14 protein-coding genes are annotated in these 13,672 nt (G+C 72.2%); 4 read left to right on the forward strand and 10 right to left on the reverse strand.

The genetic code is table 11. The features are described from left to right. Positions 1-53 precede the first annotated feature (53 nt). Entirely contained in the window at positions 54-1,376 is a 1,323-nt protein-coding gene (locus BLS56_RS16615; protein ID WP_091451440.1) for a helix-turn-helix transcriptional regulator, read from the forward strand. Positions 1,377-1,421: 45 nt separating this feature from the next. Here the strand turns inward: BLS56_RS16615 and BLS56_RS16620 are convergent, their stop codons facing one another. The 3 genes from BLS56_RS16620 to BLS56_RS16630 all read right to left on the reverse strand — a co-directional run bounded on the left by BLS56_RS16620 (position 1,422) and on the right by BLS56_RS16630 (position 3,149). After that, on the reverse strand, positions 1,422-2,120 hold the full coding sequence (locus tag BLS56_RS16620; protein ID WP_091451442.1) for an intradiol ring-cleavage dioxygenase: 699 nt from the start codon (positions 2,118-2,120) through the stop codon (positions 1,422-1,424). Between the two features lie 16 nt (positions 2,121-2,136). Next, a complete protein-coding gene (locus BLS56_RS16625) occupies positions 2,137-2,607 on the reverse strand; it encodes a DoxX family protein (RefSeq protein ID WP_228771695.1) in 471 nt (156 codons plus the stop codon). 116 nt (positions 2,608-2,723) lie between these two features. Then, positions 2,724-3,149, reverse strand: a complete 426-nt coding sequence (locus BLS56_RS16630) for a nuclear transport factor 2 family protein (protein ID WP_091451447.1) — start codon at positions 3,147-3,149, stop codon at positions 2,724-2,726. Positions 3,150-3,315: 166 nt separating this feature from the next. Between BLS56_RS16630 and BLS56_RS16635 the strand changes: the two genes are divergently transcribed. Then, positions 3,316-4,098, forward strand: a complete 783-nt coding sequence (locus tag BLS56_RS16635; protein WP_091451448.1) for an SDR family NAD(P)-dependent oxidoreductase — start codon at positions 3,316-3,318, stop codon at positions 4,096-4,098. 20 nt (positions 4,099-4,118) lie between these two features. Next, entirely contained in the window at positions 4,119-4,727 is a 609-nt protein-coding gene (locus tag BLS56_RS31450) for an acetyl-CoA carboxylase biotin carboxyl carrier protein (protein WP_091451451.1), read from the forward strand. Positions 4,728-4,840: 113 nt separating this feature from the next. Here BLS56_RS31450 and BLS56_RS16645 read toward each other — a convergent pair whose 3' ends face one another. Beyond that, entirely contained in the window at positions 4,841-5,563 is a 723-nt protein-coding gene (locus BLS56_RS16645) for an AfsR/SARP family transcriptional regulator (protein ID WP_228771696.1), read from the reverse strand. 370 nt (positions 5,564-5,933) lie between these two features. Here BLS56_RS16645 and BLS56_RS16650 point away from each other — a divergent pair, with 370 nt between their 5' ends. Continuing rightward, complete coding sequence (locus BLS56_RS16650; RefSeq protein WP_091451455.1) at positions 5,934-6,524, forward strand: flavodoxin family protein; 591 nt, start codon at positions 5,934-5,936, stop codon at positions 6,522-6,524. A gap of 245 nt (positions 6,525-6,769) precedes the next feature. Here BLS56_RS16650 and BLS56_RS16655 read toward each other — a convergent pair whose 3' ends face one another. Genes BLS56_RS16655 through BLS56_RS16680 form a run of 6 tightly spaced genes read right to left on the reverse strand, consistent with a single transcriptional unit; the run spans position 6,770 to position 13,454 of the window. After that, on the reverse strand, positions 6,770-7,690 hold the full coding sequence (locus BLS56_RS16655) for an alpha/beta hydrolase (protein WP_091451458.1): 921 nt from the start codon (positions 7,688-7,690) through the stop codon (positions 6,770-6,772). Next, positions 7,687-8,070: a lipocalin-like domain-containing protein gene (locus BLS56_RS16660; protein WP_091451461.1), complete on the reverse strand. Its 384-nt coding sequence runs from the start codon at positions 8,068-8,070 to the stop codon at positions 7,687-7,689. The genes BLS56_RS16655 and BLS56_RS16660 overlap by 4 nt, the downstream gene beginning before the upstream one ends. After that, positions 8,067-9,152 carry a DUF6081 family protein gene (locus BLS56_RS16665; protein WP_091451464.1) on the reverse strand — a complete coding sequence of 362 codons (1,086 nt, stop codon included), beginning with the start codon at positions 9,150-9,152 and terminating at the stop codon, positions 8,067-8,069. The genes BLS56_RS16660 and BLS56_RS16665 overlap by 4 nt, the downstream gene beginning before the upstream one ends. Continuing rightward, on the reverse strand, positions 9,149-10,543 hold the full coding sequence (locus BLS56_RS16670; protein ID WP_091451467.1) for an acetyl-CoA carboxylase biotin carboxylase subunit: 1,395 nt from the start codon (positions 10,541-10,543) through the stop codon (positions 9,149-9,151). The genes BLS56_RS16665 and BLS56_RS16670 overlap by 4 nt, the downstream gene beginning before the upstream one ends. Positions 10,544-10,557: 14 nt before the next feature. Further along, positions 10,558-12,267, reverse strand: coding sequence for an acetyl-CoA carboxylase, carboxyltransferase subunit beta (gene accD, locus BLS56_RS16675; protein WP_091451469.1), 1,710 nt, complete (start codon positions 12,265-12,267; stop codon positions 10,558-10,560). A gap of 35 nt (positions 12,268-12,302) precedes the next feature. Then, positions 12,303-13,454, reverse strand: coding sequence for an acyl-CoA dehydrogenase family protein (locus tag BLS56_RS16680; protein WP_091451472.1), 1,152 nt, complete (start codon positions 13,452-13,454; stop codon positions 12,303-12,305). Positions 13,455-13,672: the final 218 nt, after the last annotated feature.

Below are 13,672 nucleotides of genomic sequence, written 5' to 3' on the forward strand. Positions count from 1 at the left end.
ACCTAGCCGAAAGAGTGACTGTGGGCTGTCCGGCGACGCCATACCCTGGGCTTATGGCACTGGCTGACTGGGCAGACCCTTGGCACACTCTCCGCGCGACCACCACTTTGATGGCCGCGCCGCTCTCCGAGACGCTGGAGCGGTTCTCGGAGATCCTGGCCGATGTGGTCGCCCACCGGGCGGTGGCGATGCTGACCGGGGACTGCGCGCGGTCGCCGTTGATGAGCCACGGCGCTGTCGAGGCCACGAGTTCGGAGATGGCCTCGCTCGCCCGGCTCGTCGACGTCGGCCGCCCGTGGTACGGCGAGGCCGTGGTGGGTGGGACGGCCCGGCCGGTGCTGGCTGTGGCCTCGGCGCCGTCCGGGTCGGCGGGGGCGCTGCTCGCGGTGCTTCCCGAGGACGGGGTTGCCCCGACGCGCGCCGAGCAGGAGGTCGCGCAGCAGCTCTGGGATCTCGCGACCCTGCACGTGGTGGACCTGCTCACCGAGGCGGTGCCGGTCCACATGGCCGAGAACTGGGCGGCGGCCAGCGCGCGGAGCAAGGCCGTCGCCGAACTCACCGACGCGCACGCCACGACGCTGACCACATTGCTGGTCACGCTGCGCTCGAAGAGCCTGGACGACGCCGCGGCGCGCCGCACCGCGATCGAGGTGGCGGTCTCCGCCCTCATCGAGTTGCGCTCCGCCCTGGACCAGGACCGCGCCACCAGCGAGGAGACCGCAGGCGAGGCGTTCGCCCGGCTGGCGGACACCCTGGGCCTGCTCACCCGCTACAGCGACGTCGCGCTCGACCTCACCGGCCCCGAGGCCGCCCAGCGGTCGCTGCCCGCCGACGTCGCCAACGCCGCCCGCGCCACCGTCCGCGACGCGGTGGTCATCATGCTCGAACAGGGCGGCGTCAGCCGGATCAGAGTCACCTGGAACGTGGAGGACACCCGGCTGCGGGTCAGCGTCCGCGACAACGGCGCGGGCACCCTGGCCGCCGACGCGCTGCCCGTGCTCCGCCTCAGCGACCGGCTCCGCGCCCTCAACGGCGCCCTGGAGTTCGACTCGCCGCCGGACTGGGGGACCACCGTCACCGCCAGCCTCCCGCTGACCCCGCCGGAAGTGCCCGACGCGAACCCGCTGAGCTCGCTCAACCCCCGGGAAATCGACGTGCTGGAACAGCTCAGCCAGGGCCGCCGCAACCGCCAGATCGCGGCGCACCTGCACATCAGCGAGCACACGGTGAAGTTCCACGTCGCCAACATCCTCAGCAAGCTCGAGGTCACCTCCCGCGGCGAGGCCGCCGCCGTGGCCAGGGCCGCGGGCCTGCCCGCGCGGGTCTCCCTCGTCCGCCTGCCCGGCGACACCCGCCCCGGCCAGCACGCCATCTAGGGCAGATATCCCAGGCGGTCGATGGCGGCATCTGGCGCGGGTGCGTCAGACACGCACACCCAGGGTGATCTGGGCCAGGTAGCCCGACGCCGCCGTTGCGGTCACCGTGAGAATCGAGTTGTCGCCCGACCGGCCGAACAGGAAGTCGTTCGCGTTGTCGGTGCGGGGATCGGTTCGGTCGGAATAAGGGCGGACGCGGGTGACCGCGGAAATCACGTCCTCGCTGAAATAGAGCTGCCCGGTGTGTGTCTCCCGGCCGCCGACGAACGCCTTGACGTGGATGTGCGCGGTCCGGTTGTCGTACCAGCCGGGCACGATCGTGGTGAACTCGACCGCGCCCGCCGCGTCGGTGACCTGCACGCCGCGCAGGAACCGGCTGTCGCGGTCGTTCTCGAAACCGGAGTACCGCCCGCCCGCGTCCGCGTGCCAGATGTCGACCGCGCCGCCGTGGATCGGCCCGCAGGAGGCAGCGGCGACCAGCGTGATCCGCAGCCGCAGCGGCACCCCGGGCCTGCCGTCGGTGATGTCGGCGCGGTGGAGGTCCGTGTCCAGGTAGTACGGCCCCTCGGTGCCCTCCGGGGTGAGCACGCAGCCGGGCCGGGTGGACGGCCCGTCCGGGCCGCTCGGCCCGGGGCCTGCCTGCTCGGGCGCGGTGCAGCCGAGCGCGGTCAGCCCCAGTCCCATGCCCAGCAGCACCGCCCGCCGGGAATGCGGTTTCTCCGGATCGGACGCGTTGTCGCGCATGGTTTCCCCCGGGTCCTCAGCGACGGCCCGCGCTGGGTTCGGGCACCGCGTCCGCCCGCCCGGCGATGAGGTGGTCACCGCTGTAGCGGCCCGGTCCGGTGACCACGAGCGTGACCGAGACGGCGGCGAGCACCATGACCAGTTCGAACCCGCCGTTCTGCACGAAGATGCCGTGCGGCGCGTGGACGAAGACCCAGGCCCCGAGCATGATCAGGGCGAACGCGGCGGCCCACAGCCGGGTCAGGACGCCCAGCGCGAGCAGGACCCCGCCGATGATCTCGGTGAGAATGGTGAACGGGGCGGCGAGTTCCGGCAGCGGGATGCCCGCCGCCCGCTGCTCCTCGACAACGGCCGCCATGCCCCCGGCGCCCAGCGCGTCCCACCCGTGCGCGATGAACACCACGGCGGCCACCAGTCGCAGGAGCAGGAGCGCGGCGTCGGCGACGGGCGCGGGAACGCGGGCCGTGAGCAGGTGACGTCGGGACACAGCTACCTCCATGGTCGGAACAGCGCGGAGAAATGTCCCTTATGAGTGTTCTGTTCGACCGGGTGCGCGAACATCCCCTGTTGGAGCAGATCTCCCTAGCCGAACGGCCGCCCGGCTCAGGTATCGATCTCCACGATCCGCGACTTGTTGCGCAGTTCGCCATTCTCGCGCACCAGGACGTCGGTCACCACGCAACTCGCCCTGATCTCGGATCGGGCGCCCGGCCGGGTGATGACGACCAGCGCGTAGAACACCGTGTGGATCTCGTCGCCGTCGCAGAACACCACGTCGAGCATGGTGAAGTGGTGCCTGCGCCGCATCGGGTCGGTCTCGAACCGCCGGTGGAACTCCACCAGGTCCTGGAGAATGCCCGCCCTGGTGCGCGCGGGCTCCCGGTCGGCGCTGTGCGCGAACACCGCGTCCTCGGTGAAGGTGTCCGCGTACGCGGCCAGGTCACGCGAGTCGAGCAGCCGCATCTGCCGCGCGTAGTACTGCTGCACTTCGACATACAGGTCAGTGCGGATTCCGGTGGTCGTCGTCATGATGAGGCCCTTTCCGAGCGAAAGCCGTTGGACCCACCGTGGCGCAGCGGCCTCGAAGCTCGGTCGAACCGGGCCGGGTGGCCGCGCGGGCGGTTCGACCGCGGTTCGAGCGGGCCCGCTTAGTTTCGGTCGCCACAGGCACAAGGCCGGGGGAAATGGAGCAGTCATGGCGGACACCCAACGCGTAGCGCTTGTCACAGGAGCCACCAGCGGAATGGGACTGGAAATCGCGCGGAGCCTCGCGCTGGACGGGCACCAGGTGTTCCTCTGCGCACGCGACGCGAACGCGGTCGCGGCCACCGTGAAAGAACTCCAGCGCGCCGGACTGGACGTCGACGGGCAGGCCTGCGACGTGGTGTCGGTGGCCGACGTCGAGAGCCTGGTGCTGGCCTGCGTGGACCGGTTCGGCCCGATCGACATCCTGGTCAACAACGCGGGCCGCCCTGGCGGCGGCGCGACCGCCGAGATCGACGACGACCTGTGGCACGAGGTGATCAACACCAACCTGAACAGCGTCTTCCTGGTCACCAAGCGGGTGCTCACCCTCGGCGGCATGAGCGCGAAGACCAGCGGCCGCATCATCAACATCGCCTCGACCGGCGGCAAGCAGGGCGTCGTGCACGCGGCGCCGTACTCGGCGTCCAAGCACGGCGTCGTCGGCTTCACCAAGGCGCTCGGCCTCGAACTCGCCAAAACCGGGATCACCGTCAACGCGGTCTGCCCCGGGTTCGTGGAGACGCCGATGGCCGAGCGGGTGCGCGAGCACTACGGGCGGATCTGGGGAGTTGACGAGGCCGAGGCGCACGCCCGCATCACCGCCCGGGTCCCGATCGGCCGCTATGTGGAGCCCCGCGAGGTGGCCGCGATGGTCCGCTACCTGGTCAGCGACGGCGCCGACGCGGTGACCGCCCAGGCGCTCAACGTCTGCGGCGGACTCGGGAACTACTGAGGCCACGGGGAGGCACCACGATGAACGACAAACCGGCGATGAACGACAAACCGGCGATGAACGACAAACCGGCGACGAACGACAAACCGGCGACGAACGACAAACCGGCGATGAACCAGCAACCGGTTGACGCCGAGGGCGGTGCGGAAACCGATCTCGTCGCGGTCTCCCACGCGCTCGGCGTGGTCCGGGAGAACGCCCTGGAACTGCTGCGGGAGTTCCACAGCCCGCCCAGTTCGCTGCGCATCCAGGCCGCGGGCGTCACCGTGGAGGCCCGGTGGCCGGGCGTGGCCCGCGCCGTCGCGGCCGAGCCGCTGGTGGCCGACACCGGTCTGGCGGCGGCGAACGGCCACGCCGAGAACGGCGCGGCCGCTGCCCGGCGGGCAGGCCACGAGGTGCGCTCCCCTGCCGTCGGCGTCTTCCACGTCGCGCCCGAGCCGGGGGCCAAGCCGTTCGTCTCCGTCGGCGACACGGTCGCCGCGGGGGACCAGGTGGCCATCATCGAGGTCATGAAGCTGATGATCCCGGTCGAGGCGGACACCGCAGGGACCGTCACCGAGGTGCTCAAAGCCGACGGCGAGCCCGCCGAGTACGACGAGCCGCTGTTCGTCTTGGCACCCGCCGCTTAAGCCTTCCACCCAGGGGGAATCGCCACCGTCCACCGAGGACAACTCGATGGACGGTGGCGATCTAGTGCTGTGCCCCCCGGGAATCCGTCCGGCTCGCGCTAGACGGGATTCGGCTAGACCGGATTCGGCGTCCGCACGCTCCTGCCGTGCGCCAGCACCTCGTGGTGCAGGCGCTGCACCTCGGGGGCGGGCGCCACGCCCAGTTCCGCGTCGAGGACGCGCCAGAGCCGCTGGTACGCCTGCAACGCCTCCGCGCGCCTGCCGCACTTGTGCAGCACCTCGATGAGCTGCGAGTGGAACCCCTCGTTGAGCGGGTTGGCCGCGACCAGCGAGCGCAACTCGGGAACCAGCACCTGGTAGCGGCCGAGGCGCTTGTTGGCCTCGACGTGGTGCGTGATCGCCGAAAGCCGCAATTCGTGCAGATAGGTGACGTGCGCGTCGAGCACGTCCCCGACCGGCATCCCCGCGAAGGGCGGGCCCTGCCACAGCGTCAGCGCCTCGGTCAACCGGTCGGCGGCCAGCTCGGCGTTCCCCGCGGACAAGCCCGCGATCCCCTGCTTGACCAGGCACTCGAAGACATTGGCGTCCACCGCGTCGTCGGGAACCGAGATCAGGTACCCGGGCGGTCTGGTGACCAGCAGCGACTCCGCGCACGGCACGTGCAGGCTGCGGGCGAACATTTTCCGCGCGTGGTAGACGTAGGTCTGCAGAGTGGTGAGCGCGCTGCGCGGAACCCGGTCCCCCCAGAGTTCCTCGATGAGGGTGTCGACCCCCACCGTCTCGTTGTTGCGCGCCAGCAGAAGCGCGAGCACCTGGCCGGTCTTCGATTTCTTCACGAAGACTGAAGTGTCGTGGCCATGTGATATCTCGATTCGCCCGAGCACCTTGAACTGCATATTATGGATCATCTATTTCCCCCTGGTTTGGAGCGGCACGTCCCACGCTCGGCCCCCGCCGAGCCGGGCTCGACTCCCGAACCGTCCGGCCCCCCGGGATGTGCCCTCGCTGCGGTATTCTACCCCGGCGGTCGGGGCGGTGACGCGCATTAAGTGCGATGAGTTCGAGGGTGAAATACTCACCGTTCGGCTAGGTCGAAGTGCTCGAAAGAATAGGCCGCATCCACCCCCGGATAGGGCACGCTGGAGTGGCGCGCGGGACGCTCGGCGGGCGCGCGCCGCACACAATCGGCACGAGAGGGGTGGACGCATGTCCGACAATTCGGTGACGGTCGCCGTCGCTTACCACAGTGGTTTCGGGCATACCGCCCGAATGGCGGACGCGGTGCGCGACGGGGCGGCGGAAGTCGCGGACACGGCAGCGGTCGTGATCGCGGTGGACACGATCACCGACGAGCAGTGGAACGTCCTGGACGCGGCCGAGGCGATCATCTTCGGGTCGCCGACCTACATGGGCGCGGCCAGCCCGGCGTTCCACACCTTCGCCTACGACTCCAGCAAGCGGTGGGTGGCCCAGGCCTGGGCGGGCAAGATCGCCGCCGGGTTCACCAACTCCGGCTCCAAGGGCGGGGACAAGCTGCACACCCTGCACTACTTCACGCTGCTCGCCGCCCAGCACGGGATGCACTGGGTGAACCTGGGCCTGATGCCCGGCTGGAACACCAGCACCGCGTCGGAGAACGACCTCAACCGCCTCGGCGTCTGGCTCGGCGCGACCGCCCAGTCCAACGGCGACGAGGGCCCGGAGCTGGTCCACAAGTCCGACCTGCTCACCGCGGCGCACCTGGGCAAGCGGGTGGCCGAGCACGCCCACCTGCTCCGCAGGGGCCGGGTGCGGTGAACCGCGGGCGGCCGGGCGCGGTGTTCCGCCGGTGGCGGGGCACGGCTCTTGCCGCGCCCGAAATGCCTGCCCGTGACCGGGAATGGCGGTTGGCGGGCGCGTCGCGCGGGGGGCTTCGTGCGCGCGCGGAGCCCAACGGCACATCTCGCGCCGTCGCCTGACCAACCTGGGGGTGACCCCGGCCGGGGACGACCCGGCCGGGGTCCGCTTCGGGCGGCCCCGGAGTGCCCGGCGTGCGGTTTTCCTCAGCCGACCAGGCGCCTGCGCAGCACGTCGAGCTGGTCGGCGACCATGCGTTGCGACACCGCGGCGTGCGCGACGCCGATCGAGGCGTGGAACGTGCCGGGGTAGTGCGCCACCTCGGTCGGCACGCCCGCCTGGATCAGCCGGTGGGCATAGGACAGGCCCTCGTCGCGCAGCGGGTCGAACTCGCACGCGGTGACGAACGCGGGTGGCAGTCCACTCAGGTCGGTCGCCCGCGCGGGCGCCGCGTACGGCGACACCGCCCCGCCGGACCCGCGCAGGTAGTGCTTCCAGCTCAGCGCCAGGTTGCCCCGGTCGAGCATCGGCGTGTCCACGAACGCCCGCGCCGACACCGTCTCCATGCGGTCGTCCAGCTCGGGGAACAGCAGGCACTGGAAGCGCACCGGCGGCCCGCCGCGGTCGCGGGCCAGCAGCGCCAGCGCCGCGGCCAGCCCGCCGCCCGCGCTGAGCCCGCCCACGCCGACGCGCCGGGGGTCGACGCCCAGCTCGGCGGCGTTGTCCACGGTCCACTCCAGTGCCGCGTAGCAGTCGTCCAGCCCGGCCGGGAACGGGTGCTCCGGCGCGAGGCGGTAGTCCGGGGAGACCACCAGGACGCCGAGCAGGTCGGCGATCCGCAGCGATGACGTGCGCGCGGTGTCCAGGTCGCCGGTCACGAACCCGCCCCAGTGCGGGTAGACGAGCGCGGGCAGCGGCCAGTAGCGCCGCTCCGGCTGGTAGAGCCGCACGGTCACCGACCCGGGAATCACCCGGTCGGTGACCGAGACCGGCCCGCGCGGCTGGTAGGCGGGCTGGCCTGCCATTACCGCGCGCAGCGTCGCCCGCGCCGTCTCGGGGTCGCCGTAGTCGATCGGCGCCATCCTCGGGGCGAACGGGGCCAGCTCGGGGTCGAACGCGTACGTCATGCCGGACCTCTCTCGGTTGTCCGCCGCCAGCTCAGGACCCGCCGCTGGGGACCGCCGGGCAGCAGCGCCACCCCGCTCAGGGTGAGCCGGTCCCCGTCCAGCGCGAGGTCGCGGACCTGCCGCGTGCCGACCATGTGCGGGTGGGAGCTGACCGCGACCTCGTGCGCCACCTTTCCGTCGGCCAGCGACCAAGTGCCCGCGTAGCCCATGAACCCGTGTGGCTCGGCGCGCATCATGCTCACCGACATGAGCCCGCTGGCGTGGTAGAGCAGCAGCCCGTCGGGGTCGTCGCCCAGCGGGCCGGTGTTCGGCACGCCGTCGGCGTCCACGTCGTGGTAGGAGACCAGCCGCCACCCGCCGACCAGGTCGCCGGGGGTCATGGCCTGCTCGGCAGGCTCGACACGACCATGCGCGACATGGTGAACGCGGCGCCCTGCCCGAACAGCCGGTTCGACGCCAGGCTCGCGTCGTCGAGGAAGCGCTGCGGCGTCGGCGCGCCCGCGAGCGGGTCGAAGTAGTGGTTCGCCGCCGGGGTCAGCCGCACCAGGCCGGTGCCAGAGCGGCCGGGCAGCGCGCCGTCGAGGATCGTGAACATGCCCATCCCGCAGGTGAGCTGGCGCGGCGCGACCCGCTCCTCGACTCCGCCGTGGTCGAGCATCAGGTGCTCGCGGCCGGGCAGCCGCAGGCCGATCTTGTCGACCCGGAAGACCTCGCGGCCGTCGAGCACCCACCTGGCCACGCCCGCGGCCCGGTCGTAGGCGATGGTGAACTCGTGCTCCTGGCCGGGGACGCGGCGCGCGACCGGGACCGTGTGGAGGAAGGCCGCGTAGTCGTGGTCGGGCGTGCGCAGGTGCGGCAGGCGCTCGTAGAAGGCGTAGACCCGCTCGTTGGTGACGAAGAAGTCGAAGACGACGTCGGTCTCCGGGTCCTGCACCGGCATCCCGACCGAGGCCAGCCGCAGGTCGTCGGCGTGGTCGGCGACCTGCCCGCCGAACGGGTGCGCCGCGGTGCCGTAGGACCGGCCGGAGATCGTGGCCGAGCAGGACAGCTCCTGCCCGGGAACGGCGTCGAACCCCGCGAATCCGGTGGTGGCCTGGTGGTTGGTGTAGGCCAGCCACTTGACGTGGTCGAGCCCGCCGGGCAGGCCACTGGGGTCGGCCTGGCCCAGCGTCTTGGTGAAGGCGGGCTGCCCGGTGTGCGGGTTCGCCCCGGGCGCGGCCACCCGCAGCCCGCGGCGCGAGGTCGAGACCCGGCCGTCGTCGGCGACGAACGGGCCGATCGCCAGGTAGGACCACTTCGCGTCCGGGCCGGTCGCGGAGAACCCGGCGGAGAAGTCGTCCCACACGATCCGGTACGGCTTGGGTGTCCTCGGCCCGTCCGCCGCCGAGGTGGCGGGCGGGATCGCCGCGCCCAGCGCGACGGCCAGCCCGGCCGCGGTGAGCGCGCGTTTCGTGAGTCTCATGTCAGCGCCTTCCCAGGTGACCGGGCGCCGTCCGGCGCGGCCGGTCCGGATGCGAGCAGTTCTTCGACCAGTGATGTGGAGTGCTCCGCCGCCGCGAACTTCGGGTGGGCGAGCACATCGCCGAGAAAATCCTGTGTAGTGCGCAATCGCGGTCCGCGCACCCGGAACTCCGCGAGCGCGTGCCGCATCCGGGTGATGGCCTCGGCCCGGTTCGGCGCCCACACCACGAGCTTGGCCAGCAGCGAGTCGTAGTTCGGGGGCACCACGTACCCCGGGTACACGTGGGTGTCCACGCGGACGAACGGGCCGCCCGCGGGCACGAACTCGTCGACCAGCCCCGGTGTCGGGGCGAACCCGTTCGCCGGGTCCTCGGCGTTGACGCGGCACTCGATCGCCACCCCGCGCGGCCGGATGTCCTCCTGGGTCACGGTGAGCCGCGCGCCCGCGGCGACCTTGATCTGCTCGGCCACCAAGTCGATCCCGGTCGTCATCTCCGTCACCGGGTGCTCGACCTGGATGCGGCAGTTGACCTCCATGAAGTAGTAGCTGCCGTCCGGGGCGAGCAGGAACTCGAAGGTGCCGACCCCGACGTACCCGGCCGCGACCGCGCCCGCCACCGCCGAGCGGCCCATCCGCTCGGCCAGGCCGTCCGGCAGCGCCGGGGCGGGGCTTTCCTCGATGAGCTTCTGGTGCCTGCGCTGCACCGTGCAGTCCCGCTCGCCCAAGTGGACGGCGTTGCCGTGGCCGTCGCAGAGCACCTGGATCTCCACGTGCCGGGTCTGGCTCAGGTACTTCTCCACATACACCCGGCCGTCGCCGAAGAGGACCTGCGCGGTGGCCTGGGTCCGGCGGAAGTCGTCGGCGAAGCGGGCCGGGTCGGTCACGACGGTCATGCCGCGCCCGCCGCCACCGGCCGCCGCCTTGATGATCACCGGGAACCCGATGCGCCGGGCCAGGTCCCCGGCCGCGTCGACGTCGAGCGGGTCGACGCCGCCGGGCAGCAGCGGCAGGCCCGCGCGGGTCATCAGCGCCCGCGCGGAGGTCTTGTCGCCCAGTTCGGCGAGCACCGCCGCGGGCGGGCCGATGAGGGTGACCCCCGCGGCCTCGCAGGCGTCGGCGAAGTCGGGCGACTCGGACAGGAAGCCGTAGCCGGGGTGGATCGCGTCCGCGCCGCACTGGTCCGCGGCCTGCAGCACCGCCGCCGCGTTGAGGTAGCTGCGGCCGGGCTGCGCGGGACCGATGTGGACGGCCTCGTCGGCTAGTCGCACCACCGCGGAATCACGGTCCGCTGTGGAATACACCGCGACCGACGGCACGCCCAGCTGCTTGCACGCCCGGGCGACCCGGACGGCGATCTCGCCCCGGTTGGCGATCAGGATCTTCTGGAACATACGGATTCCTCAGCTCAGGCGGATCGGCGTTCGCGGATGGCGAGCAGCTCGGCCTCGACGGTGATGGCCGCGCCGAACTGGCGGAAGCGGGCCCGCCGGTCCGCGCTCAGCTCGCACCCGGTCAGGGCGGACAACCGGCCGAGCTCGCCGAGCACGGCGGCGCGGAGCAGGTCCGCTGCGCGCACCGGGTCGGCGCCGACCCCGCCGGGGGGCTCGGGCAGCACCCCGTCGGCCACGCCCAGCCGCAGCAGCTCCCGGGAGTTGAGCCGCAGCGCCTGCGCCGCGCGCGGGGCGGCGGCCGGGTCCTTCCAGATGATCGCCGCGCACCCCTCCGGGCTGATCACCGAGTACACGCTGTCGGAGAACATCAGCACCCGGTTCGCCACCGCGAGCGCCAGCGCCCCGCCGCTGCCGCCCTCTCCGATGATCACGCTGACCACCGGCACCGACAGCGTCGCCATCAGCCGCAGGTTCTCCGCGATGGCCACCGCCTGCCCGCGCTCCTCGGCGTCCGCGCCGGGGAACGCGCCCGGGGTGTCCACCAGCGTCACGATCGGCAGCCCGAGCTTGTCGGCCAGCCGCATCAGCCGGGCCGACTTGCGGTAGCCCGCAGGCGATGCCATGCCGAAGTCGCGCTGCACCAATTCGGCCGGGGTGTGGCCCTTCTGCGTGGCCAGCACCAGCACCGGCCTGCCGCCGAGCCGGGCCAGGCCGCCGACCAGCGCCCGGCACTCCCCGGACACCCGGTCGCCGTGCAGCTCCTGGAAATCGGTGAACGCGAGCCCGAGGTAGTCCAGCGCGGTGGGCCTGCGCAGGTCGCGCGCCTTGGCCACCTGGCTCCACGGGTCGCTCTCCGGCAGCCGCTCCGGGTCGGTGACCACAACGGACTCGACGGACTCGACGTCGATTTCCTTGGGGCAGGCCGTGCCGGTGCGCAGCAGCTTGCCCAGCTCGGCGCGCAGCCGCGACCTGGGCACGATCATGTCGAGGAAGCCGCGCGCCAGCAGGAACTCCGCGGTCTGGAAGTCCGGCGGGAGCACCTGGTGGATGGTCTGCTCGATCACCCGGCGGCCCGCGAACCCCAGCCGCGCGCCCGGCTCGGCGATGAGCACGTCGGCCAGCGTCGCGAACGAGGCCGCCACCCCGCCGAAGGTCGGGTCGGTGATGACCGAGACCGACAGCACGCCCGCCTTGTCCAGTTCGGCCAGCGCCGCGCTCGTCTTCGCCATCTGCATCAGCGAGAGCGCGCCCTCCTGCATCCGCGCGCCGCCGGACGAGGTCACCAGCACCAGCGGCGTGCGCTCGGCGATGGCGGTCTCGATCGCCAGGGTGATCAGCTCGCCGACGGCGACGCCGAGACTGCCGCCGAGGAAGCGGAAATCCAGCACCGCGATGATCGCCGGTGAGTCCTCTATGGACGCCCGCGCGCACAGCACCGCCTCCCGCATCCCGGTCCGCGCCTGGGCTTTGGCGAGCCGGTCCGGGTAGGCGACGGTGTCGGTGAACTCCAGCGGGTCGGGATTGCGCACGTCGAAGGACAGCAGCTCGTACCGGCCGCCGTCGGCGAGCTGTTCGAGCCGTTCGCGGGCCGACACCGGCCGGTGCAGCCCGCATTCCGGGCACACGTGCAGGTTCCTGGCCATCCGTTTGCCGTAGACCGCCGCTCGGCAGCCGGAGCACAGGACCCAGTCCGCCTCGGTCGCCCGGTCCGTGGTCAGCGTCATCGTGTTCCCCCCGGTGGTCGGATGGTTTGGGCGGCTCACAGCGCGATCACCTCGTGGGAGTACGCGGTGGCCGCCGACTCGAACTGCAAGCCCTGGTGCCCCGCCAGCGAGTTCACGTCGCGCCAGAAGCGCTGCACCGGGTTGCCGGTGGTCTGGCCCGTGGTCCCCATGCCGCGGAAGAGCCGGTTCACCACGGTGATCAGCATGTCGGTGACCTGCGCGCAGTCCCGCCAGTTCCGCATCGTCAGATAGGGGGTGACCGCGCGGCCGAGATCGGCGACCTCGGACGCGCGTTCGAGCAGCATCTCGGCGGCGTCGATCTCGGCGGCGGTGCGGGCCAGCGTCACGTCGTGCGAGGTGCGGTTGAACCTCGGCATCCCGGGCAGCGGCGCCGCGGTGACCTTCGCCGCGGCGGCGATCTTGGGCGTGATGTGCTTGACCCAGCCCGCGAACGCGCCCTTGGCCGCGCCGAGCGCCGGGGTGACGAACATCAGCGTGGTCGCCTGCATCGGCAGCGCGTGGCACGCGGCGGCCGAGTCGACCGCGCGGCCCGCGAACAGGTCGTCGCGGCGCATCGTGCGCGCCTCGGGCACGAAGACGTCCTCGACGATGACCGTGTTGCTGCCGGTGGCGGCCATCCCGACGTTGTGCCAGGTGTCGACCGTGCGCCACGCCGAACGCGGGACCGCGAACACGCGCGGCTCCGGCCCGTGCTCGCGCGCCACGTTCGCGGCCAGCAGCGCCCACTCGGCGTGGTCGATCGCGCTGACGAACGGCCACTGACCGCTGAGCCGGTAGCCGCCCGGGACCGGCTCGGCCGTGCCCATCGGGGTCAGCGACCCGACCACGAGCACGTCCGGCCCGTCCGCCCAGATCTCCCGGTACCCCTCGGCGGGCAGGTGCGCGGCCATCCGGGACACGTGCGCGGACAGCGACGCGCACCAGGCCGTCGCGGCGCAGCCCTCGCCGAGGGCGCTGACGGCCCTGGTCAGGTCGAGGAACGAGCCCAGGCTCCCGCCGCACTCGACGGGCACGAAGTGGCGGGCGAACCCGGCGGCGACGACCGCCTTCACCACGTCCGGGTCGAGTCGGCGGGCGCGCTCCGCCGCGGGCGCGGCCTCCGCCGCGGCGACCGCGACATCGCGGGCCGCCGACACCAATGGGGTCGGGCTCGGCTGGTGGTCCATCTCGGTTCGCTCCTCGGCAGTTCGCGGGTGGGTGCCGGGCGAACGCTGTCGGGCGCCGGTCGAACGCCGCTCGACGCCTGCTCGAAGGGCCGCGGGCACCCGGTTCGACGGAACCGCGTCGGGTCGCGACCGGCGTTCGAGCACCGTTCGAGTCCGCGTCTTCAGCCTTGCCCGATGCGAGAGGCCGCGCGTGGCATGTGCCCGCATTCGCCAAGGAG

Source organism: Actinokineospora iranica (genome assembly GCF_900101685.1).
Lineage (GTDB): Bacteria > Actinomycetota > Actinomycetes > Mycobacteriales > Pseudonocardiaceae > Actinokineospora > Actinokineospora iranica.

Coding starts and splice junctions, on each gene's coding strand:
- BLS56_RS31450 (WP_091451451.1), top strand. CDS start 4,119: ATGAACGACAAACCGGCGATGAACGACAAACCGGCGATGAACGACAAA.
- BLS56_RS16615 (WP_091451440.1), top strand. CDS start 54: ATGGCACTGGCTGACTGGGCAGACCCTTGGCACACTCTCCGCGCGACC.
- BLS56_RS16630 (WP_091451447.1), bottom strand. CDS start 3,149: ATGACGACGACCACCGGAATCCGCACTGACCTGTATGTCGAAGTGCAG.
- accD (WP_091451469.1), bottom strand. CDS start 12,267: ATGACGCTGACCACGGACCGGGCGACCGAGGCGGACTGGGTCCTGTGC.
- BLS56_RS16660 (WP_091451461.1), bottom strand. CDS start 8,070: ATGACCCCCGGCGACCTGGTCGGCGGGTGGCGGCTGGTCTCCTACCAC.
- BLS56_RS16680 (WP_091451472.1), bottom strand. CDS start 13,454: ATGGACCACCAGCCGAGCCCGACCCCATTGGTGTCGGCGGCCCGCGAT.
- BLS56_RS16620 (WP_091451442.1), bottom strand. CDS start 2,120: ATGCGCGACAACGCGTCCGATCCGGAGAAACCGCATTCCCGGCGGGCG.
- BLS56_RS16635 (WP_091451448.1), top strand. CDS start 3,316: ATGGCGGACACCCAACGCGTAGCGCTTGTCACAGGAGCCACCAGCGGA.
- BLS56_RS16650 (WP_091451455.1), top strand. CDS start 5,934: ATGTCCGACAATTCGGTGACGGTCGCCGTCGCTTACCACAGTGGTTTC.
- BLS56_RS16670 (WP_091451467.1), bottom strand. CDS start 10,543: ATGTTCCAGAAGATCCTGATCGCCAACCGGGGCGAGATCGCCGTCCGG.
- BLS56_RS16665 (WP_091451464.1), bottom strand. CDS start 9,152: ATGAGACTCACGAAACGCGCGCTCACCGCGGCCGGGCTGGCCGTCGCG.
- BLS56_RS16655 (WP_091451458.1), bottom strand. CDS start 7,690: ATGACGTACGCGTTCGACCCCGAGCTGGCCCCGTTCGCCCCGAGGATG.